Origin of the sequence: Pseudomonas sp. zjy_15 (assembly GCF_043101865.1) — a bacterium.
Lineage (GTDB): Bacteria > Pseudomonadota > Gammaproteobacteria > Pseudomonadales > Pseudomonadaceae > Aquipseudomonas > Aquipseudomonas putida_Y.
The window spans coordinates 35,287-56,221 of sequence record NZ_JBICII010000057.1; the positions used below are offsets into that span (position 1 = coordinate 35,287).

A 20,935-nucleotide genomic window follows, 5' to 3' on the forward strand; every position below is an offset into this window, starting at 1 on the left:
CGCAACGCTCAAGCTGGAAGAGTATTATCTGGTCATACAAGGGTCTTTTCTGGACGTGGTTTCATGCCGCCCGACATTCGCTTGCTGATCATGCCGTTACCGGATTTTGCCTTGCTGCCGTTTGGCGCCTTTCTCGACAAATTGCGCTTCAGCGCCGACGACGAGGACTACAGCCAGCAACGCTATTGCAGTTGGACGGTGGCGGGGCTCAGCCTCGAGCCGGTACCGTCAAGCAGTGGCGCGGTGCTGCAGGTCGAGGCCATTGCGGATCAGCTCGAGCTGAGCCGTTTCGACTACCTGGTGGTGTTTGGCGGCCGCAGTGCCTTGGCCACCGTGGAGCTGGCGCCACGTTATCGGGCTTTGCTCAGGCAGGCCGCCAAGGCAGGTGTCAAGCTGGTGGGGGTCGACAATGGCGCCTTCCTGCTGGCGGCCTGCGGCCTGCTGCAGGGGCACAAGGTGGTGGTGCACTGGCGTCACGAAGCCGAGTTTCGGGCTGCTTTTCCGCAGTTGCAGCTGCTGCGCGAGCAGTTGTACTGCATCGATGGCAACCGCATCACGTGCGCCGGTGGCACTGCCGCCATCGACCTGGCCGTTGCCCTACTGTCACGTGCTTGCGGGCGAACACGTGCGCTCAAAGGGCTGGCTGACATGCTGGTGGACGAGACCCGCGACAGCCGTCATGCCTTGCGCTCGCTGGAGCTGGGAGCCGGTCAGGGACGCCAGGTGCAGCGGGCGCAAGCACTGATGCGTCATCACCTGGGCACGCCGTTGGCCGTGGAGCAACTGGCGGCGGAACTGGGCATTAGCCGGCGTCAACTGGACCGGCAGTTCCAGGCCAGCCACGGCATGAGCGCCAAGGCCTGGTGGCTGGAGATGCGCTTGCAGCAGGCGCGCTGGCGTTTACTCAACTCCAGCCACAGCCTGGCGCAGATTGCCGATGAGGTGGGCCTGGGGGATGCCAGCTACCTTGGCAAGTGCGTGCGGCGTCGGTTTGGTTGTACAGCTTTGCAGTTGCGTGCAGGCAATTGCCCCTTCACGTGACCTACTGCGGCGTCCCGAACACGCCTGTCCAGTAGATCCCGGCATCACTCTTGGGGTCTACCGCATACGCAGCGCCCAGTTCACGGAAGGCCGGATTCATCAGCGTGGCGCAGTGCCCCGGGCTGTCCAGCCAGCCGTTGACGACCTTTTGCGCGGTGTCACGCCCGGCAGTGATATTTTCGCCGATCTGCTGGTACAGGTACCCGGCCAGTTCCGCCCGGTCACCGGGTGTGCGGCCATCTTTGTCGATGTGGTCGAAGAAGTTCTGGTTGGCCATGGCCCGTGTGTGGTTGGCGGCGACCCCGGCCAGCACTGTACTCCAGCTGAGTGCCGGGGCGGCGGCAAACGGCTGGCCGCCGCATTGCCGTGGCACCTTGCGCGCGGCGTTGACCTCCTGCAGCACCTTCTGCCCCTCGGCCTGCCAGTCGCCCAGGCGGCCGCTGAGCAGCGGCCGTGCCAGTACGATGCGCCAGTCGCGGCCCTCCTGGCTGACGCCGATATCGACGAATTGCGGGTCGAGCACCACCTGGCAGAAGCTTTCCTCGATGGCATGCATGGCGGCGCGTGCATCGCGTGGCCCCGACAGGCTGATGGCCTGGACGCTGACCATCGGGTAAGCGGCGCGGGTCATGGCCTGTTGCAGGTCGCGGGTGCCCTCTGGCGACAGCGCAAGGCGTGTGTCGCTATTGAGCGGTGGCAGTTCCAGCGACGCCCCGCCACCGCAGGGCTGGGCCTTGCTGCGGTAGACATTGATCGAATCGATCAGCTGCGCCTCTTCGCCGGTGGCTGCCAGCGCCCCGGTCGAAACGACCAGGCTCAGCGACAAGACGACGGATGTCAGGACGCGCATGTGGATCTCCCTTTGACTGGCAGCGTCGTGGTATGCGCTGCTCATCCTACACAAGCCCGCGGCTTTTGGCCCGAGGTCGTGCAAGGCAATGAAAACGCCGGCAATCGTTACTGGCGGCAAAAGAGGGGGTAGACCCCTGGTCGATGGAAAAGTGCGGTCAGTTGCCAATCATTCGTATCAGGCCAGCGTTGTCAGCCGTTTACGCGTCAATGGGCCAACGCCTGGTCTGGCTTGTAGAACAGGAAGTGGGTCGTCTGCGCGGTCTTTCGATATGCCTTCGCCCAGTCGGGGCGCACAGTGCGATCGTGAAAGTACAACGCACCGCCGGTGGGGTCTTTCAACTGCTGGTTCAGTGCCTTGCGTGCGATCTCTTTGGCAACATCGTAGCGTTGCGGCTCCTCGACCTGGTCCGGGCGCCCGTCACACCACCATGAGAACTGGCAGGCCTTGGTCTCCACACCCTGTTTGACAACCCCGCAGATGGTATCGGGAAAGCCATCGTGGCCCAGGCGGTTGAGCACCACGCTGGCCACTGCGGTCATGTCTTTGGCGTCGGCGCCTTTGGCTTCCCAGTAGAGGGTACGAGCCAGGCAGGTGATGCTGTCATCCAGCGGCGCCTTGCCAGCCGGGTCCACTGCCTGTGCTTCGCCGGGGGTCAGTTTCTCTGCTTTTTTGGGGGGAGGCGCATCTACAACGACCTTTTCTTCAAGCACTTCGGCCTTGTCCTCGGCAACGGCCGCTTTGGCCGGGTCAGCGGCATACAGGGGGCCTGCGAGCAGGGCCGAGGTCAAGCCGATCAGCATGCAGTAAAGGTGCATGGGCGAACTACCAGACGGTGGGCAGAGTTTCAGTCTAGCCAAGCGTAAGCATTAACACCAAAGGCAAGGTGGCGGCGGCAGCCACGGTCTGCAGAGCGATGATGGTGGCCATCAGTGGCGCATTGCCGCCCATTTGCCGGGCCATGACATAAGACGATGAAGCGGTTGGCAGCGCCTGGAACAGCACCGCCACCACCGCTGCCTGGCCACTCAAGCCGAGCAGCCGGCAAAGGCCCCAGGTGGTCATTGGCATGACCAGGAACTTGAACGCCGATGCCGCCATCAGCGGGCGCACCTGCTGGCCGAGGCTGGCGCCGCCCAGTGCTGCACCGACACACAGCAGGCCCAGAGGCAAGGCGGCGTGGCCCAAGGCCTTGACCGTGGCGTCGATACCGGCTGGCAAGCCCAGCCCCGAGACCCGTAGCATCAGCCCCCCAGCGCAGCCGATGATCAGCGGGTTGGCGAAGATCGCCCGAAGCACTGTGGCAGGGGAACTGTGACGGGCGCTGAAGCGGGCAAACACCAGCACGCAGAGCAGGTTGACCAAGGGCACGATGGCCGCGTTGGCCACCGCTGCCAGGGCAATCCCGGCGCTGCCATAGATGCCCGCAGCCAGGGTGGCGCCGATGTAGTTGTTGAAGCGGATACCGCCCTGAAACACTGAAGTGAAGTCGGCTCCATCATGGTTCGCCGTGCCCTGATACAGCACCAGCAACACGGCACCTGCCAAGGTTGAGAGCATCAGGGCGCCGGCCATGCCCAGCACCGGTATGCCATCGAGGTTGGCAGTGGCCAGGCCATGGAGGAACAGCGACGGCAGCAGGACGTAATAGCTCAGGCGCTCGGCGCCAGGCCAGAAGTTCTCGGCAAGAAAACCGCGAAGTCGCAGGAAGGTACCCAGGGCAATCAGCAGGATGATGGGTAGCAGGGTGGTCAGCAGCAAGTGCAGCATGGTCAGCATTCCGTGGTCGGGTACGGGCATAGACTACGGGTGCGGATCAATCTGGAAAAACGTTGTTTTCTTCAGTGACCGTTGAGGAAAAGTGCATGTTGGTGGGTGCTCGTCTCGCCCGGGAGCAGCCTGACTTCAGGCTTCCAGGGCGGTCTTCAACACCGCACTCAAATGCCGCCGCTGGCTTTTTTCATGCTCCAGCAACACCACCCGCCGGGTCAGCTGCGGCTCGCCAAACGGCAGGCAGGTGGCGGGTGGCAAGCGTTGCAGGTCGTCGTCCGCCATGGGGATGACCGCCACGCCCAGGCCCATCACCGCCATGCGCGCCAGGGCTTCCTGGCTGTCCAGCTCCATCAGTTCGCTCACTTGTACATGCTGGCGGCGTAGCTCCTGCTCGATCTGCCGGCCGGCCCAGGCACGCTTGTCGAAGCGCAGGAATGGCTGGCTGGCCAGCAACTGCGGCACGCTATACCCGGCCAGCTCAGGGCTGGCAATGGCCCAGAAACGGTCCTCGAACAGCGGTGTGAAGTCCAGGTTTTGCGGGTAAGGGCTGACCGGTTCGGTAGTGATTGCGGCATCGAGCTCACCGTCTTCCACGCGCCGCGCCAGCTCCGCCGACATGCCTGAGGCCACGCTGATGTGTAGCTGCGGGTGGTGGGCCTTGATCCACACCAGCGCTTTAGGCAAACGCCGCGCCAGCACCGTGTGGATCGCCCCCAGGCGCAAGCGGCCGCGCAGGCTTGGGCCGCTGGCCAGGGCATCGGCCAGTTCGTCATAGGCAGCCAGAAGGCTCTCGGCGCGGGCCACCGCCAACTGGCCGGCTTCGGTCAGCACCACCTGCCTGCGGCTACGGTCGAACAAGGCCACCTTCAGTTCGTCTTCGAGGGTTTTGATGTGCAGGCTGACCGCCGAGGGGGTGAGGCTGAGCAGGTCGGCGGCGCGGGCAAAGGTGCCGTGGCGGGCGATGGTCACCAAGGTGCGCAGGGCTTTCAGGGACATGCGGTTGAGGTCCGGTTCTCAGCTGACAGAGGCGTATTGTCAGGCCCGGCCCTCTCGCAGCACAAGGCTGCTCCCAGGCCTTGGCGATACGGTTCAGCGACTGCTGCGCCCATAGGCCTGGCTGATCCGGTCGATCACCATGGCCAGGGCGACAATTGCCAGCCCGGCCTCCATCCCTTGGCCAACATTCAAGGTCTGGATCCCCGCCAACACATCCTCACCCAACCCACGGGCGCCGATCATCGACGCCACCACCACCATCGACAGGGCCATCATGACCGACTGGTTGAGCCCGGCCATGATGCTTGGTAGCGCCAGGGGCAGGGCGATGCGCCGCAACCGCTGCCAGCGGCTGGCGCCAAGGCCGTGTGCGGCCTGCAACAACGAGGGGTCGATCTGGCTCAAGCCCAGTTCGGTCAACCGCACCAGCGGCGGCAGGGCGTAGATCAGCGTGGCGAACACGGCAGGCACCTTGCCCAGGCCAAACAGCATCAGCACCGGGATCAGGTAAACGAACGCAGGTAGCGTCTGCATCACATCGAGGACCGGCAACAGGAGCCGCCTGGCCAGTGGCCGGGCGGCCAGCAGGATGCCCAGCGGTACACCCACCAGTACGCACAAACCGGTACTGACCAGCACCAGGGCCAGGGTCTGCAGCAGCTTGTCCCAGAGCCCGAGCATACCGATCAGGGCCAGCAGCGCGACCAGCACGGCGCTGCGCAGCAGGCTGCGGCTGGCGTGCCAGGCCAGCAGACCCACCAGCAACAACAACAGCCACCAAGGCAACAGACGCAACAGGTTCTCCAGGCCGACCAGCAGTTGCAGCAACTGGTCAGAAAAACTGCGCAGGTGGTCGCCGTAGTTCAATACCAACCCGTCGACCAGGCGGTTGATGCTGTCGGCAAAGGAAAACTGCAGGGTCTGCGGGAAACCGCCGCTCACAGGCTGGCCTCGACCTTGGCGGCGATGTCCGCCGGCAGCCAGGCTTTCCACACCTCGCGGTTATCGCGCAGGAAGGTGAGGGCGGCTTCGCGCGCGGGCGTGCGTTTTTCGCTCATGACGGCCAGGGCCTTGTTCAGGCGATCGATGGGCAGGTCTACCTGTTCGAACACGCTGACCAGGTCTGGGTAGTTTTCGCGAAAGGCTTTGGATACGCCGATCGACAACTTTGCCGGCAGCGAGCGGCTGCCCTTCGGGTTGGGGTTGGCGGGGTCGGTGAGGGTGGCCCAGGCCTGGGCATCGAACGGTGGTTCTTCCAGCCGGATGAGCTTGTAGCGCCCCATCAGCGGGGTCGGGTTCCAGTAGTAGAACAGCACGGGTTTGCCACGGCGGATTGCCGAACCGATCTCGGCGTCCATCGCGGCGCCGGAGCCACTGCGGAAGTTGCTGTAGAGGCCATCCAGGCCATAGGCCTTGAGCTTCTGGCTGTTGACGGTTTCGGACGTCCAGCCGCTCGGGCTGTTGAGAAAACGCCCTTTACCGGGTGATTCGGGGTCGGAAAATACCTGTGGGTAACGCTTGAGGTCCTCGACACTGTGCAGCTCAGGCGCCACGGGTTTCAGATTACGAGCGGCATCACCCTCGATCACATAGGCCGGTACCCACCAACCTTCCTCTGCATGCTTGACCGTATCGCCCAGTGCGAACACCTGGCCGGCCTGTTCGGCCTTGACCCAGGCAGGGCTGCGCCCGGCCCATTCCTCGGCGATCACTTGCAGGTCATTGCGCGCCAGGGCCACCTCCATGCTGACCGTGCTGCCAGGCAGGGTGTCTGTGCGGTAGCCGTAGCCGCGCTCCACGATCAGGCGCAGGATCTCGGTGGTGAGGGCGCCGCTTTCCCAGCCGATGGCACCAAAATGGATAGGTGCAGGCTGTTCTGCCGATGCGGCGCTGTCCGTGCTGGCCAGGCCCACCGTCAACAGCAGCCCGGCCAGCAGCGCTGGAATTCGCTTCATGTAAACCTCGTCGTTCGCACCCCTTGGCGGTGGGGGCAAGTGTAGACGACGAGGTTTTGTCGGTTTCAGGGCCACTGGCGTGGCCCCGTTTGCTTCAGACGCGGAACTGGTCCATCAGCGCTTGCTGCTGGTTGGCCAGGCTGTTCAGCGACTGGCTGACCCGCGCCGACTCGTTGGCCTGGCCTGACAGGGATTCAGTGACGTCACGAATGGTCGCCACGTTGCTGTTGATTTCCTCGGCTACCGCGCTTTGCTCCTCGGCGGCAGAGGCAATCTGCAGGTTCATGTCGGTGATCACCGTCACTGCCTGGCCTATGCGCTGCAATGCCGTGACGGCTTGGCCTACCTGCTCCACGCCACCTTGGGCCTGGCGGTGGCTGTGGTCCATGGCGCCGACCACTTCGCGGGTGCCGTTCTGCAGTGCTTCGATGACCTGACGGGTTTCTTCCACCGACTCCTGAGTGCGCTGGGCCAGGTTGCGCACCTCATCGGCGACCACGGCAAAGCCACGGCCGGCCTCACCGGCGCGGGCAGCTTCGATGGCAGCGTTGAGCGCCAGCAGGTTGGTCTGCTCGGCGATCGAGCGGATCACTTCCAGTACCGAGCCGATCTTCTCGCTGTTCTGCGCCAGGCCTTCTATTTCGGCCATGGTGTCGCTCATGTTGGCGGCCAAGGCACCGATGCTGCTGGTGGTGCGGTCGATTACCGCCAAGCCCTCGCGGGTGGCCTGGTCGGCATCGCGTGCAGCCTGTGCAGCCTGGGCGGCGCTGCGGGCAACGTCCTGGGCGGTGGCGCTCATTTCATGCGAGGCGGTGGCCACCTGGTCGACCTGGCGGTACTGCTGTTCCATGCCGGCGCTGGTTTCAGTGGCAATCGCCGAGGATTGGTCGGCCGTGCCTCGGGCGGCCTGCACCGAGCTTTTGACCTCGGCGATGGTTGGCTGAAGCTTGTCGAGGAAGCGGTTGAACCAGCCGGCCAGTTCGCCCAGTTCGTCCTGCTTCTGGTAGGTCAGGCGACGGGTCAGGTCGCCTTCGCCGCTGGCAATGTCCTTGAGCATGGCGGCCACGCCAAGGATCGGCCGGGTAACGCCGCGAGCCATCAGCCAGACCAGCAGCAGGCCGGCAATGGCTGCCGCCAGGCCCAGGCTCAGTTCCAGCAGGGTGCCACTGGTGTTGAGCGCGTCAAGTTCCTGCTTCAGGGTTTCGGCCGGCCCGGTCAGGGCGTTTTCCGGCACATCCAGCAACACGCCCCAGGGCTGGGCGTCCGGGATTGGCCGGAATGCCGCCAGCACCTTCAAGCGCTGGCGGTCGTGGAGGATGGTCAGTTTGCCATCGGCCAGCTTGCGCACCAGCTCGGCGCCTTTGGCCGGGTCTACCTGGTCGAAGCGCTGGGCCAGCTTGCTGGCATCGGCGCTGTAGCCTGCCAGCAGGCCGACCGGGGTGAGAATGCCGACCGTGGTGCGGCCTTCGTAGAGGCTGCGGCTGGCCTCCTGGCTCAGCGCCTGCAGGCTGTTGAGGTTGATGTCGATGGACAGGGTGGCAATGATCTTGCCGTTGACCGCCAGCGGGAACACGATGCTGGTCATCAGTACCTGCTGGCCGTCGATGTCGTAGAAGTAGGGCTCCACCACACACACCTTGCCGGATGTGCGAGGGCACACCCACCAGGTGTTGGCCGGCTGGCCGCTGGGGCCGATCTCGGTGTTGGCCATGTCATGTTCGGGCAGGGCCATCGAGGTCAGCTGGCCTGCGCGTGGCTGCGACCAGTACAGGGCAAAGCGCCCGGTTTCGTTGCTGCCCAATTCTGCCTTGCCGGCAAACAGGCTGTCCTTGTCGTCCAGGGCATTGGGCTCGAACACCAGTGACAGGCCGAGCAGGTCGGGGTTGGCTTGCAGTGCGGCGCGCACCTGGCGGGTCATGTCCTCACGCAGGTCGAAGGCATCGAGAAAGCGCTTTTCGGCCTGCTCACGCAGGAACAGCACCTGGCGGGCGAAGCCGGCGCCGTACTGGTAGGCATCCATGAACTGGCGGCGGATGTTCAGCGCTTGCACTTCACCTTGTGACTCGATACGCGACTGCGCCGCCTCGGTCAGCATCTGCATGCTGCTGGCCTTGACCAGGTCCGAACTGTGATCCATGCGGTACAGCGACAGGCCGACGAGCAAGGTGACGATAGCGGCCAGACAGAGACCGGCGAGCAGGGTGATCTTCCACTGGATGGAGAGTTGTCGCAAAGGCATGGGGGCGGATCCCTTTTTTGGCAGTAAGGGTTATGGCTTCATCTGCGGTGGGGCCGGGAGGTGCCAAAGCGCTCCAGCCAGGCACCTCGCTGCCTCTCACGGTATCGGCTCAAGCCGTTTTTTCTTTATTCAAACATTCAATTTAAATTCGACCGTCAGTTAACGCGCCGTATCAAGGCGCTTTTGACATCTGCCGCCTACTGCTTCAGAGTTCGCGCTTTTTTCTGTCGTAATGAGGTAAGCCAACCATGAATGCAGTGATCGCCGCGGTCGGCATCATGCTGATACTCAGCCTGTCCCGCGTGCACGTGGTCATCGCCCTGATCATCGGCGCCCTGGTCGGTGGGCTGGTGGGCGGCCTGGGCATCGAAGGCACGCTCAAGGCCTTCAACGGTGGCCTCGGTGGTGGTGCCACGGTGGCTTTGTCCTATGCACTGCTGGGTGCCTTTGCCGTGGCGATTGCCAAGTCTGGCCTGGCCCATGCGCTGGCCGACCGCGCCCTGGCCATGATCGATCGGCGGGGCGACGCCAGTGGCGGCAAGCTCAAATGGCTGATGATCGGCCTGATGCTGGTGGTGGCCGTGTCGTCCCAGAACATCCTGCCCATCCACATTGCCTTCATCCCGCTGCTGGTGCCGCCTCTGTTGTACGTGCTCACGCGCCTGCGCATCGACCGCCGGCTGATCGCCTGTGTGATCACCTTTGGCCTGATCACCCCGTACATGTTCCTGCCGGCGGGCTTCGGCAATATCTTCCTCAACGAGATCCTGCTGGCCAACGTTGCCCGCGCAGGTGTCGATGTGAGCGGCGTCAACGTCACCCACGCCATGGCCATCCCGGCCGCCGGCATGCTCGTCGGCCTTCTGGTGGCGGTGTTCATCAGCTACCGCAAGAAGCGTGACTACGACCTGACGCGCATCCAGCAGGTGGAGCAGGTGAGCGTGCAGTACAACCCGCTGACCTTGCTGGTGGCCGGGCTGGCGATCGCTTCAGCCTTCATCGTTCAGCTGTTGCTGGACTCGATGATCATCGGCGCCATGGTCGGTTTCCTGATCTTCTCGCTGTCGGGCATCGTCAAGTGGAAAGATACCGACGACCTGTTTACCGAAGGCATGAAGATGATGGCCATGATCGGCTTCATCATGATTACCGCGTCCGGCTTTGCCGAGGTCATGAAGGCCACCGGTGAGGTGATGAGCCTGGTGGAAACCTCGGCGCAGTGGATCGACCACAGCAAGGGCATCGGTGCCTTGCTGATGCTGCTGGTAGGTCTTCTGGTGACGATGGGGATCGGCTCGTCGTTCTCCACCGTGCCGATCCTGGCCGCGATCTTCGTGCCGCTGTGCGTGCAACTGGGCTTCGACCCGTTGGCCACGGTGTGCATCATCGGTACCGCCGGTGCGTTGGGCGATGCCGGGTCGCCGGCCTCTGACTCGACCCTGGGCCCGACCTCGGGCCTGAACGTGGATGGCCAGCATCACCACATCTGGGACACCGTGGTGCCGACCTTCATCCATTACAACTTGCCGTTGATGGCGTTCGGCTGGTTGGCAGCGATGACCTTGTAAGGCGGGGAGGGCGTCAGCCCTTGTCGGGCGGCGGCGAGATGCGATTGAGCACGGTGCTGCCGTCCTTGCTGCGGGTCAGGTAGACCGGTAGGACTTTGGGCAGGTTGTTGACCAGACGCCCCACTTCACGGGTGTTGTAGATGCCGCTGATGCGGATGCGGCCGGTGCTGGCATCGGCCAGTAGCAGCGGGGCGTCGAGGTAGCGGTTGATCACCGGCAGCGCCTGTTCCAGGCTCAGGTTGTCGAGCACCAGCTTGCCGCTGCGCCATGCCAGGCTGTTGCCATAGTCGTCGCTTTGCTCCAGCTGCGGCTCGAAGTCGCCCTTGTGGTAGCTGGCCTGCATGCCAGGGCCAAGGCGGTAGCCACCGGCACTGCCCTCACTGGACACCAGCACTGAACCTTCCACCAGGGTGACCTTCACCTGGTCTTGGTACTTCCACACGTTGAACTGGGTGCCGGTGACCCGGGTCTGGCCACTGCCGGCACGCACGATGAACGGGTGGCTGCTGTCGTGGTGCACCTTGAAGAACGCTTCGCCGCGCTTGAGTGTGACCCGGCGCTGGTCCTTGTAGTTGAGGAAGGTGAGCTCGGTGTGCAGGTTGAGCTGTACCGTGCTGCCGTCGCTGAGCTCCACGGTCTGCATGCCGTCACCGGTTTCAACGTGCTGGTAGTGGTTGGGCAACCAGCCCTGTTCCCACCCCATCCACCCGGCCAGCGGCAGCACTGCCAGGGCGATGGCCGCAGCAGATGCCAGCGGCCGCCAGTTGCGAGGGCGGGCGGCGTGTCTGGCGGGTGGGTTGAAGTCGATGACGGTGGCGCTGCGCGGCAGCAGGTCGGCGGTTTGCCAGATTTCCAGCATCGCCTGGTACTCTTCGGCATGCCGCGGGTCGGCCGCCAACCAGTCAGCGAATACGTCACGCTCGGCCTGCGTGCAATCTTCGGCGTGCAGGCGCATGCACCAATGCGCTGCGGCGTCGGTGATGGCATCGTCTGGGTTGGGATTGAGGCGGTCGTGGTTCATTGTGGCTCCGGGTTTTGCGCATTCTACCCTTGCGGGAGGGCTCCCGAGAACCAATGTAATGGCGAATGACTATCAGTTGTGCCGGTTTTTCGTCGGATTAGCCATGGTTTTTCAGCGTTTGAGAACCCTTCGCGGGCGCATGGCGTTGTCTGCAATCGTTTCTGCAGGGGTAGCCTGATGCTGCGAAGAGACCCTTCGCAATCCTGTACCGGACTCTTCGCAGCACACGGCACCCCTTGCAACAAGCGCGTCAGTGACACACCGGTCAGAACTGTGCGGCCTCTAGTCCATAAAGGCTGCCACTGCCGGCCCGAATACTCGCCTCCAGCCCCAACCCCCGCGGCAAGACCCGCTGGAAGTAGAACGCCGCACACGCAAGCTTCGCGCCATGAAACGCATCATCCTCATCACGTTTGGCCAGCGCCACCGCCGCCATCCGCGCCCACATGTACGCATATGCGGTCAGCCCGAACAGCTGCAGGTATTCAACCGCCACCGCACTGACCAGGTTGGCATCCTCGCCAGCCTGCTTCCGCAGCCAGTTGCTGGTGGCCTCCAGCCGCGTCAGGCTCGCCTGCAGGGCCTCGCGGTGCAAGGGCGCATCCACACTGAAGGCTCGCACTTCGCTGGCAAAGCTGGCCAACGCCTGACCACCGTCGGCCAGCACCTTGCGCCCCAGCAGATCAAGGGCCTGGATGCCGTTGGTGCCTTCATAGATCTGCGCAATGCGCACGTCTCGCACGCGTTGTTCCTGGCCCCATTCGCGGATGTAGCCATGACCGCCATACACCTGCTGCCCAAGCACGCAGCTTTCCAGGCCGTTATCAGTGAAGAATGCCTTGGCCACCGGCGTCAGCAGTGCCACCAGGCGCTGGGCATGCTCGCGCTCGCCGGCGTCCTCGGCATAGCGTGCCACGTCCAGTTGCTGGCCAACGTACACGGCGAACGCCCGACCCGCTTCGGTGAGGGTGCGCATGGTCAGCAGCATGCGCCGGACATCGCCATGGTGGATGATCGGGTCGGCCGCCTTGTCGTGTGCCCGCGGGCCAGTCGCTGCGCGGCTCTGCAGGCGCTCGTTGGCGTAGCGGGCGGCGCTCTGGTAGGAGGCTTCGGCACAACCGATGCCCTGTATGCCGATGGACAGGCGCTCGTAGTTCATCATGGTGAACATCGCTGCCAGGCCCTTGTTCGGCTCGCCCACCAGGTAACCGATGGCACCATCAAAGTTCATGACACAGGTCGCCGAGGCCTTGATGCCCATCTTGTGTTCGATCGAGCCACAATGGACAGCGTTGCGCGCGCCCAGACTGCCATCGGCCTCGACCAGGAATTTCGGTACCAGGTACAGCGATATACCTTTGGCACCGGCGGGCGCATCCGGCAGTTTGGCCAGCACCAGGTGGACGATGTTCTCGGTCAGGTCCTGTTCGCCGCCGGTAATGAAGATCTTGCTGCCACTGATGCGCACGCTGCCATCGGCCTGGGGCTCGGCGCGGGTGCGGATCAGCCCCAGGTCAGTGCCGGCATGGGGTTCGGTCAGGCACATGGTGCCGGCCCAGCGGCCTTCGTACAGTGGTGGCAGGTAGGTGGCCTTGAGCGTTTCACTGGCGTGGGCATCGATCGCCAGGCAACTGCCGGCGCTCAATGCCGAATACAGGCTGAAGCTGCAGTCAGCGGCGTAGAGCATCTCTTCGAACAGCACGCCGAGCATCTTTGGCATGCCCATGCCGCCGTGTTCCGGGTTGCCGCCCAAGCCGACCCAGCCACCTTCGCGGTAGGTGTTCCAGGCCTCGCGGAAGCCATCAGGGGTGGTGACCTGGCCTGCGTCGAAGCACACACCTTGCTCGTCACCGTTGCGGCTGAGCGGGGCAATCAGCTGGCCGGTGACTTTGGATGCTTCCTCGAGAATGGCGTCGGCAGTATCGGCATCGATGCGTTCGGCCAGGGCGGGCAGGCGGGCCCACAGGCTCGAAGCGTTGAGCACGTCATGTAGGACAAAGCGCATGTCGCGCAGGGGGGCGGAAAAGGTGGTCATCGGCAGCTCTTGCAATAGTGGGGGATGGTTGGGCGTGCGCTGAACCCTCAGGCGCAGCCTAGTGCTGCGCGCCTGAAGGGGGAACGACTACGGCATCAGAGCGCCTTGGCCCGGTCGCGCAGCACGTATTTCTGGATCTTGCCGGTCGAGGTCTTGGGCAGCTCGCCGAACACCACGGTCTTCGGCACCTTGAACCCGGCCAGGTGTTCGCGGCACCAACTGGTGATGTCGGCTTCACGGGTGTCCTCCCGGCCCGGCTTCAGGGCGACGAAGGCGCACGGGGTTTCCCCCCATTTTTCATCCGGGCGTGCCACCACGGCGGCTTCCAGCACTGCCGGGTGCTTGTACAGGGCGTCCTCGACCTCGATGGTGGAGATGTTCTCGCCACCGGAAATGATGATGTCCTTGAGCCGGTCCTTGATCTCGATATAGCCGTCGGCATGCCACACGGCCAGGTCGCCGGTGTGGAACCAGCCGCCACGGAAGGCTTCGGCGGTGGCTTCAGGGTTTTTCAGGTAGCCCTTCATCACCGTGTTGCCGCGCATGAAGATCTCGCCCAGGGTATCGCCGTCGCGGGGCACCGGCTGAAGGGTTTGCGGGTCGGCCACCATCAGGCCGTCGAGGGTCGGGTAGCGCACGCCTTGGCGAGACTTGATCCGGGCACGCTCTTCCAGCGAAAGCGCATCCCATTCGTCATGCCAGGCACACACGGTCACCGGGCCGTAGACCTCGGTCAGGCCATAGGTGTGGGTGACCTTGATGCCCATTTGCTCCACGGCGCCGATGACCTTGGCCGGTGGTGCGGCGCCGGCGACCATGGCCTGCACCGGGTGCTCGATGGCTGCCTTGGCCGCCTCGGGCATGTTGACCAGCGCGTTGAGCACGATCGGTGCACCGCACAGGTGGCTGACTTTGTGCTCGCGGATCAGGGTCAGGATTTTCTGCGGGTCGACCCGGCGCAGGAACACATGGGTGCCGGCCAGGGCGGTGATGGTCCAGGGGTAGCACCAGCCGTTGCAGTGGAACATCGGCAACGTCCACAGGTACACCGGGCGGTGGCCCATGGCCCAGGTCATCTGGTTGCCCAGTGCGTTCAGGTAGGCGCCACGGTGGTGGTAGACCACGCCCTTGGGGTTGCCGGTGGTGCCAGAGGTGTAGTTCAGCGAAATGGCCTGCCACTCGTCATCGGGCCATTCCCAGGCAAATTCCGGGTCGCCTTCGTTGAGCAGTGCCTCATAGTCCAGCTCGCTGACCGCGCGGCCTTCGCCGTACTCCGGGTCATCTACATCAACCACCAGCGGCGGGTGTTCAAGCAGTGCCAGTGCACCTTCGATGACTGCATGGAACTCGCGGTCGGTGATCAGCACCTTGGCCTCGCCATGCTGCAGCATGAAGGCGATGGCCTCGGCATCCAGGCGCACGTTCAGGGTATTGAGCACGGCACCAGTCATGGGTACGCCGAAGTGCGCCTCGAGCATGGTCGGGGTGTTGGGCAGCATCACTGCCACGGTGTCGCCGCGGCCAATGCCACGGCCGGCCAGGGCGCTGGCCAGGCGCCGACAGCGTTGGTAGGTTTCTTGCCAGTTGCGGCGGATGGCGCCGTGGATGACGGCCGGGTAGTTGCCGTAAACGGCAGCGGTGCGTTCGATGAAGCTCAGCGGGGTGAGGGCGACATGGTTGACGGCAGCGGGCATCAGGCCCTGGGCATAGATCGACATGCGGTAATCCTGTAAGGGAGGCAGGCGCAGCCTGTGCACCTGACCCCCGATGGCTGATTGTTAGCTCTGTTCAGGGTGCAGTGGGGGCGGACGGTGGGCCGCCCCCTCTGTCGCAGTTTTACGCGAGTCGCTATGGTATTAGGAATATCGACTATAGCAATATAGTAAAACTACTATAAGAAACAGGCCGCCTACTGTGGATGACACTGCTTACCCCTTGCTCACCAACGACCCACAACCCAGTCTGTTGCTGGCCAGTGATGCAAGCCCGCTGGCACTCAACCCGGCACTGCAGGCCTGGGTCGCCGAAGGGCCTGAGCTGGCTCGCTGGCTGCCGGCCAATTGCGCTGCACTGGTACGTGCCTGTTTGCGCCAGCATCGGGCGATCAGCGATGTCGAGGTGCAGGTCGGCGAACGCATCGTGTTGTGGACGTTCATGCCGGACAACCAGGGCCAGCAGGTGCTGGGCCGCTGCCGCGATGCCAGTGAAGAGCGCCATGGCGCACGCGAAGCCAGCCGCGCCCGGCGCCTGTATCGGCTGATCATCGAAAACACCACCGACCTGATTTCCCGGCACAGCCCCGATGGCCGCTTTCTCGATGCCTCACCGGCAGCCTACCGCCTGCTCGGCCTGTGGCCCGAGCAGCTGCGTGGCATGCCTGTACATACCCTGCTGCATCCGCGCGAACGGCGTCAGGTGCTGCGTCAGGCCGCTGCCGCGCTGGACCAGGACGGCTACCACACGATGACTTGCCGGGTGCGCCAGGCGACAGGTGGCTACCGTTGGTTCGAAATCGCCAGCCGGGCGATCCGTGAGACTTACACCGGCGCGGTGGTGGAGGTGGTCAGCGTGTCCCGCGACATCACCTTGCGCATCGAAGCGCAGGAAAGCCTGGCGCACAGTGCCCGCCTCGCTACCCTGGGCGAGCTGGCCTCGGGTATCGCCCACGAGATCAACCAGCCACTGGCCGCCGTGGTCAACTATGCCAACGCCAGTCAGCGTTATCTGCAGGGCCTGGACCGTGACCCCTTGGCTCGCGAGCGAGTAGGCCAGGGTCTGCAGCGTATCAGCGAGCAGGCCACCCATGCCGCCGAAGTGATCCGCCGCCTGCGTGCCTTCCTGCGCAAGGGGCCGCGCCGCCTGGAGGCGCTGGATGTGGCCGAGCTGGCTGGCGAAGCCATGCGTCTGTGTGCCTGGGAAGCCGCGCGGGACCAGGTGCAGGTGGAACTTCGCATGAGCGCTCAACTGCCCTTGGTGTATGCCGACCGGGTGCTGCTGGAGCAGGTGCTGCTCAACCTGCTGCGCAATGCCATCGATGCCAATCGCGAGCAGCAGGGGGAGCGGCCGTCACGTATCCTGCTCTGCGCGGCGCGCGATGGCGATGGGGTACTGGTTGAGGTAGCCGACCAGGGCCCGGGCGTGGCGCCGGAGCGGCTGGATGAAATCTTTACGCCGTTTACCACCAGCAAGGCCGACGGCCTGGGCTTGGGCTTGAGCATGAGTCGCAGCCTGATCGAAGGCTTTGGTGGCAGCCTGTGGGCGCGGGCGGGTGACAACGGCGGTCTGGTACTGTGCTGCCGGCTGGCGGTCAGCAGGGAATAAGGGGAGGCGGTGTTGCAAGCAAAAGTGTATGTGGTCGATGACGACCAGGGGATGCGCGACTCTACGGTCTGGCTGCTGCAGTCGGTGGGCCTGCAAGCCTTGCCGTTCGCCAGCGGGCAGGCGTTTCTCGACGCCTGCATCGATGATGGGCCCGCTTGCGTATTGCTGGATGTGCGCATGCCGGGGTTGGGCGGGTTGGCTGTGCAGCAGGCGATGCGTGAGCGTGGCCTGATGGTGCCGGTGATCTTCGTCAGCGGTCATGCCGATGTCCCGATCGTGGTGCGGGCGTTCAAGGCCGGCGCCTGCGACTTCATCGAAAAACCCTACAACGACCAGTTGCTGCTCGACAGCGTTCAGGCTGCGCTGGAGCACGCCGGGCTGGCGCGACAGGGCGATCAGGCGCTGGCCTTGGTGCAGGCGCGAATCGATGGCCTGACGCCGCGTGAGCGAGACGTCTTCGTACCCTTGGCCCAAGGGTTGAACAACCGCGAGATTGCCGAGCAGTTGGGCATCAGCGTCAAGACCGTGGACCTGTACCGAGGCCGGGTGATGAAGCGGTTGCAAGCGGGCAGCCTCGCAGAGCTGGTGGGAATGGCGATTGCTTGCGGGGCTGTGGAGGCGTTGGGCCTGCGAGCACGTTAACCGCCTTTACGCACACCCTTGCAGGCGCGGCCTTGTGTGTAGCAATGGGCCGCAATGCGCGCCTGCTGGGAGCGATGAGACTGGCAGAAGACATGAAATATTTCATAGCTTGCTAATGAAGGCTTTGACATTCACTGCCTAGGCAGTAATATTTCTACACACTTAGCTGAGCAGTCAAAGATGGCCCATTTCTCCCCCGAAAACTTCCAGACCTGCGCCATCGGCATGTTGCTTGGCCGCGCAGCGATCCTCAAAGACCGCATTCTTGACTGGCACCTGGAGTCAGAGGGCGTCACTGCCGCGCAGTTCAAAGTGCTGATCATCGTCACCCAATACCAGGTGGATACCCCGGCCGAGCTGTGCCGGTACCTGGGCCTGGACAGCGGTTCGATGACTCGCATGCTCGACCGCCTCGAGCAGAAGGAGCTGATCGTGCGCAACCGCTGCGCCGACGACCGTCGCCAAGTGCGCCTGGCACTCACTGCCGACGGCCAGCGCCTGGCCAACCGCCTGCCGGAAATCGGCGCCGCCGCCATGAACGAGTTGTGCGGCGTGCTGGCACCAGAGGAGCTCAAGACCCTGGAAGGCCTGCTGGCCAAGGTGCTGCTCGGTGCTGGCGACCCTCTGACGATCCGCCGCTTCGGCGACCGTTGAACCCTGTAACGAATTATCCAAGGTATTGTCATGGCCACACCTACAGATACCCCGACTCCCTCCGTCGCGCCTGAGCCGTCACGCAAGCGCAAGGCCTGGCTGCTTGGCCTGCTGTTGCTGCTGATCCTTGCCGGGGCAGGCACCTGGGCCTGGTACAGCATTGTCGGGCGTTGGCACGAAAGCACCGACGATGCCTATGTCAACGGCAACGTGGTGGAGATCACCCCGCTAGTCGCTGGCACCGTTACCAGCATCGGGGCCGATGACGGCGACCTGGTCCACGCCGGCCAGGTATTGCTGCAATTCGACCCGGCCGACAGCGAAGTCGCCTTGCAGTCCGCCGAAGCCAAGCTGGCACGCACCGTGCGGCAGGTGCGCGGGCTGTACAGCAACGTCGACTCGCTAAAGGCTCAACTGGAAACGCGCCAGGCCGAACTGCGCAAGGCGCAGCAAGACTTCAACCGGCGCAAGGTGCTGGCTGACAGCGGTGCGATTGCCGCAGAAGAACTGTCCCATGCCCGCGACGACCTGACCGTTGCCCAGGCCGCCGTCAACAGCGCGCGCCAACAGCTCAGCACCAGCAGTGCGCTGGTCGACGACACCGTGGTGTCCTCGCACCCCGACGTCATGGCTGCTGCTGCCGACCTGCGCCAGGCCTACCTCGACCATGCCCGCACCACGTTGGTCGCGCCGGTCACCGGCTACGTCGCCAAGCGTACCGTCCAGTTGGGCCAGCGCCTGCAGCCGGGCACCGCGACCATGGCAGTCATCCCGCTGGATCAGGTGTGGATCGATGCCAACTTCAAGGAAACCCAGCTGCGTGAGATGCGCATCGGCCAGCCGGTGGAAATCACCGCTGATTTGTATGGCAGCGAGGTCAAGTACAGCGGCACGGTCGACAGCCTTGGCGCGGGCACCGGCAGCGCCTTTGCCTTGCTGCCGGCGCAGAACGCCACCGGTAACTGGATCAAGATTGTTCAGCGAGTACCCGTGCGCATCCACCTCAGCCCCGACCAGCTCAAGGACCACCCCCTCCGTATTGGCCTTTCCACCGTGGTCGAAGTCGACCTGCATGACCAGAGCGGTCCGGCCTTGGCCCAGCAGCCACCGCAGAAGGCCAGCTACATCACCCAGGTGTATGACCACCAGCTGGTCGAAGCCGACAACCTGATCGCCCGGCTGATTCACGAAAACAGCGCAACCGGCAAGACGGCGCAGCGATGAGCAACAACGCCGCTGCCCAGTTCACGCCGCCGAGTCTGCTGCTGACCACCATCGGGCTGTCGCTCGCGACGTTCATGCAGGTGCTGGACACCACCATCGCCAACGTGGCCTTGCCGACCATTTCCGGCAACCTGGGGGTGAGCTCTGAGCAAGGCACCTGGGTCATCACCTCGTTCGCGGTGAGCAACGCTATCGCCTTGCCGCTGACCGGCTGGCTGAGCCGGCGCTTTGGTGAAGTGAAGCTGTTCATCTGGGCCACGCTGCTGTTCGTGCTGGCGTCGTTCCTGTGCGGTATCGCCCAGTCGATGCCCGAGCTGGTCGGGTTTCGCGTCTTGCAGGGCGTGGTCGCCGGGCCGCTTTACCCGATGACCCAGACCCTGCTGATTGCTGTCTATCCCCCTGCAAAACGGGGGATGGCACTGGCGCTGCTGGCGATGGTCACGGTGGTGGCGCCGATTGCCGGGCCGATACTGGGGGGCTGGATTACCGATAGCTACAGCTGGCCGTGGATCTTCTTCATCAACGTGCCCATCGGCCTGTTCGCTGCTGCCGTGGTGCGCCAGCAGATGCGCACGCGCCCGGTGGTCACCAGCCGCCAACCGATGGATTACATTGGCCTGTTGACCCTTATTATCGGCGTCGGTGCCTTGCAGGTAGTGCTGGACAAGGGTAACGATCTGGACTGGTTCGAGTCGTCGTTCATCATTGTCGGCAGCCTGATTTCGGTGGTGTTTCTGGCGGTGTTCGTGATCTGGGAGCTGACCGACCGGCACCCGGTGGTCAACCTTCGGCTGTTCGTGCACCGCAACTTCCGCATTGGCACTATCGTGCTGGTTGGGGGATATGCCGGGTTCTTCGGTATCAACCTGATCCTGCCGCAGTGGTTGCAGACGCAGATGGGCTATACCGCGACCTGGGCAGGCCTGGCGGTGGCGCCGATCGGCTTGCTGCCGGTGATCATGTCGCCGTTCGTGGGCAAATATGCGCACCGGTTCGACCTGCGGGTGCTGGCTGGGTTGGCGTTCCTGGCGATCGGCACCAGTTGCTACATGCGTGCCGGTTTCACCAGCGAGGTGGACTTCCAGCACGTGGCCTTGGTGCAGTTGTTCATGGGGATTGGCGTGGCGTTGTTCTTCATGCCGACCTTGAGCATCCTGCTGTCAGACCTGCCGCCGCACCAGATTGCCGACGGTTCGGGGCTGGCGACTTTCCTGCGGACCTTGGGCGGGAGTTTTGCGGCTTCGTTGACTACCTGGATCTGGATTCGTCGGGCGGACCAGCACCATGCCTACCTGAGCGAGCACATCAGCCAGTTCGATCCGGCGACGCGGCATACCCTTGAGCAGTTGGGCGGCGCCAGTCCGCAGAGTTACGCGCAGTTGGAGCAGATACTCAATGGGCAGGCTTACATGATGTCGACGGTGGATTATTTCACCTTGATGAGCTGGGTATTTGCCGGGTTGATTCTGCTGGTGTGGTTTGCCAAGCCGCCCTTTACCGCCAAGGCGGGTCCGGCATCGGCGGGGCATTGAGCTAAACAAGGCAAGATCCCGATGCTCTCGCTCTCGCTTCGGCTTTTGATTTTGCTTCTAAGCGCGCGATAGCCCAGGCGCCGC

Annotated in this window: 16 protein-coding genes and 1 pseudogene; 7 read left to right on the plus strand and 10 right to left on the minus strand. The window is 63.9% G+C overall.

Annotated elements, in window-relative coordinates; genetic code table 11:
- Positions 1–63 precede the first annotated feature (63 nt).
- A pseudogene (locus ACF8EF_RS10970) lies at positions 64–1,076 on the plus strand (GlxA family transcriptional regulator).
- Here ACF8EF_RS10970 and ACF8EF_RS10975 read toward each other — a convergent pair.
- From ACF8EF_RS10975 to ACF8EF_RS11005, 7 genes are all read right to left on the minus strand, one after another.
- A complete protein-coding gene (locus tag ACF8EF_RS10975) occupies positions 1,043–1,891 on the minus strand; it encodes a CAP domain-containing protein (protein WP_392461129.1) in 849 nt (282 codons plus the stop codon). The pseudogene ACF8EF_RS10970 and the gene ACF8EF_RS10975 sit on opposite strands and share 34 nt — an antisense overlap.
- Positions 1,892–2,097: 206 nt before the next feature.
- The gene (locus ACF8EF_RS10980) at positions 2,098–2,709 is read right to left on the minus strand and encodes a cell wall hydrolase (protein WP_392461130.1); all 612 of its coding nucleotides are present in this window, start codon (positions 2,707–2,709) and stop codon (positions 2,098–2,100) included.
- Between the two features lie 34 nt (positions 2,710–2,743).
- Entirely contained in the window at positions 2,744–3,661 is a 918-nt protein-coding gene (locus tag ACF8EF_RS10985) for an AEC family transporter (RefSeq protein WP_176683309.1), read from the minus strand.
- 135 nt (positions 3,662–3,796) lie between these two features.
- A complete protein-coding gene (locus ACF8EF_RS10990; RefSeq protein WP_252459178.1) occupies positions 3,797–4,660 on the minus strand; it encodes a LysR family transcriptional regulator in 864 nt (287 codons plus the stop codon).
- Between the two features lie 93 nt (positions 4,661–4,753).
- Positions 4,754–5,602, minus strand: coding sequence for an ABC transporter permease subunit (locus ACF8EF_RS10995; protein WP_176683311.1), 849 nt, complete (start codon positions 5,600–5,602; stop codon positions 4,754–4,756).
- Positions 5,599–6,615, minus strand: coding sequence for an ABC transporter substrate-binding protein (locus ACF8EF_RS11000; RefSeq protein ID WP_176683312.1), 1,017 nt, complete (start codon positions 6,613–6,615; stop codon positions 5,599–5,601). Before ACF8EF_RS11000 ends, ACF8EF_RS10995 begins: the two co-directional genes overlap by 4 nt.
- 94 nt (positions 6,616–6,709) lie before the next feature.
- Positions 6,710–8,854, minus strand: coding sequence for a methyl-accepting chemotaxis protein (locus ACF8EF_RS11005; protein WP_176683313.1), 2,145 nt, complete (start codon positions 8,852–8,854; stop codon positions 6,710–6,712).
- A gap of 248 nt (positions 8,855–9,102) precedes the next feature.
- Between ACF8EF_RS11005 and ACF8EF_RS11010 the strand changes: the two genes are divergently transcribed.
- Positions 9,103–10,422: a Na+/H+ antiporter family protein gene (locus tag ACF8EF_RS11010; RefSeq protein ID WP_392461131.1), complete on the plus strand. Its 1,320-nt coding sequence runs from the start codon at positions 9,103–9,105 to the stop codon at positions 10,420–10,422.
- A 13-nt stretch (positions 10,423–10,435) separates the two neighbouring features.
- On the opposite strand, the gene ACF8EF_RS11015 is transcribed toward ACF8EF_RS11010, so the two are convergent.
- From ACF8EF_RS11015 to ACF8EF_RS11025, 3 genes are all read right to left on the minus strand, one after another.
- Entirely contained in the window at positions 10,436–11,443 is a 1,008-nt protein-coding gene (locus ACF8EF_RS11015; protein ID WP_176683315.1) for a FecR family protein, read from the minus strand.
- 265 nt (positions 11,444–11,708) lie between these two features.
- Positions 11,709–13,478, minus strand: coding sequence for an acyl-CoA dehydrogenase C-terminal domain-containing protein (locus ACF8EF_RS11020; RefSeq protein WP_392461132.1), 1,770 nt, complete (start codon positions 13,476–13,478; stop codon positions 11,709–11,711).
- A 95-nt stretch (positions 13,479–13,573) separates the two neighbouring features.
- Complete coding sequence (locus ACF8EF_RS11025) at positions 13,574–15,196, minus strand: acyl-CoA synthetase (RefSeq protein ID WP_019437073.1); 1,623 nt, start codon at positions 15,194–15,196, stop codon at positions 13,574–13,576.
- A gap of 196 nt (positions 15,197–15,392) precedes the next feature.
- Between ACF8EF_RS11025 and ACF8EF_RS11030 the strand changes: the two genes are divergently transcribed.
- The 5 genes from ACF8EF_RS11030 (at position 15,393) to ACF8EF_RS11050 (ending at position 20,851) form a co-directional block, all read left to right on the plus strand.
- On the plus strand, positions 15,393–16,799 hold the full coding sequence (locus tag ACF8EF_RS11030; protein WP_392461133.1) for a sensor histidine kinase: 1,407 nt from the start codon (positions 15,393–15,395) through the stop codon (positions 16,797–16,799).
- A gap of 9 nt (positions 16,800–16,808) precedes the next feature.
- Positions 16,809–17,441 carry a response regulator gene (locus tag ACF8EF_RS11035; protein ID WP_176683318.1) on the plus strand — a complete coding sequence of 211 codons (633 nt, stop codon included), beginning with the start codon at positions 16,809–16,811 and terminating at the stop codon, positions 17,439–17,441.
- A gap of 180 nt (positions 17,442–17,621) precedes the next feature.
- Complete coding sequence (locus ACF8EF_RS11040) at positions 17,622–18,095, plus strand: MarR family winged helix-turn-helix transcriptional regulator (RefSeq protein WP_003247811.1); 474 nt, start codon at positions 17,622–17,624, stop codon at positions 18,093–18,095.
- A 30-nt stretch (positions 18,096–18,125) separates the two neighbouring features.
- Positions 18,126–19,319 (plus strand): HlyD family secretion protein, encoded by a 1,194-nt coding sequence (locus tag ACF8EF_RS11045; protein ID WP_392461134.1) that lies wholly within the window; start codon positions 18,126–18,128, stop codon positions 19,317–19,319.
- Positions 19,316–20,851 carry a DHA2 family efflux MFS transporter permease subunit gene (locus ACF8EF_RS11050; RefSeq protein WP_392461135.1) on the plus strand — a complete coding sequence of 512 codons (1,536 nt, stop codon included), beginning with the start codon at positions 19,316–19,318 and terminating at the stop codon, positions 20,849–20,851. The genes ACF8EF_RS11045 and ACF8EF_RS11050 overlap by 4 nt, the downstream gene beginning before the upstream one ends.
- Positions 20,852–20,935: the final 84 nt, after the last annotated feature.

Coding starts and splice junctions, on each gene's coding strand:
- ACF8EF_RS10980 (WP_392461130.1), bottom strand. CDS start 2,709: ATGCACCTTTACTGCATGCTGATCGGCTTGACCTCGGCCCTGCTCGCA.
- ACF8EF_RS11025 (WP_019437073.1), bottom strand. CDS start 15,196: ATGTCGATCTATGCCCAGGGCCTGATGCCCGCTGCCGTCAACCATGTC.
- ACF8EF_RS11015 (WP_176683315.1), bottom strand. CDS start 11,443: ATGAACCACGACCGCCTCAATCCCAACCCAGACGATGCCATCACCGAC.
- ACF8EF_RS10975 (WP_392461129.1), bottom strand. CDS start 1,891: ATGCGCGTCCTGACATCCGTCGTCTTGTCGCTGAGCCTGGTCGTTTCG.
- ACF8EF_RS11050 (WP_392461135.1), top strand. CDS start 19,316: ATGAGCAACAACGCCGCTGCCCAGTTCACGCCGCCGAGTCTGCTGCTG.
- ACF8EF_RS11020 (WP_392461132.1), bottom strand. CDS start 13,478: ATGACCACCTTTTCCGCCCCCCTGCGCGACATGCGCTTTGTCCTACAT.
- ACF8EF_RS11000 (WP_176683312.1), bottom strand. CDS start 6,615: ATGAAGCGAATTCCAGCGCTGCTGGCCGGGCTGCTGTTGACGGTGGGC.
- ACF8EF_RS10990 (WP_252459178.1), bottom strand. CDS start 4,660: ATGTCCCTGAAAGCCCTGCGCACCTTGGTGACCATCGCCCGCCACGGC.
- ACF8EF_RS11005 (WP_176683313.1), bottom strand. CDS start 8,854: ATGCCTTTGCGACAACTCTCCATCCAGTGGAAGATCACCCTGCTCGCC.
- ACF8EF_RS11045 (WP_392461134.1), top strand. CDS start 18,126: ATGGCCACACCTACAGATACCCCGACTCCCTCCGTCGCGCCTGAGCCG.
- ACF8EF_RS11010 (WP_392461131.1), top strand. CDS start 9,103: ATGAATGCAGTGATCGCCGCGGTCGGCATCATGCTGATACTCAGCCTG.
- ACF8EF_RS10985 (WP_176683309.1), bottom strand. CDS start 3,661: ATGCTGCACTTGCTGCTGACCACCCTGCTACCCATCATCCTGCTGATT.
- ACF8EF_RS11040 (WP_003247811.1), top strand. CDS start 17,622: ATGGCCCATTTCTCCCCCGAAAACTTCCAGACCTGCGCCATCGGCATG.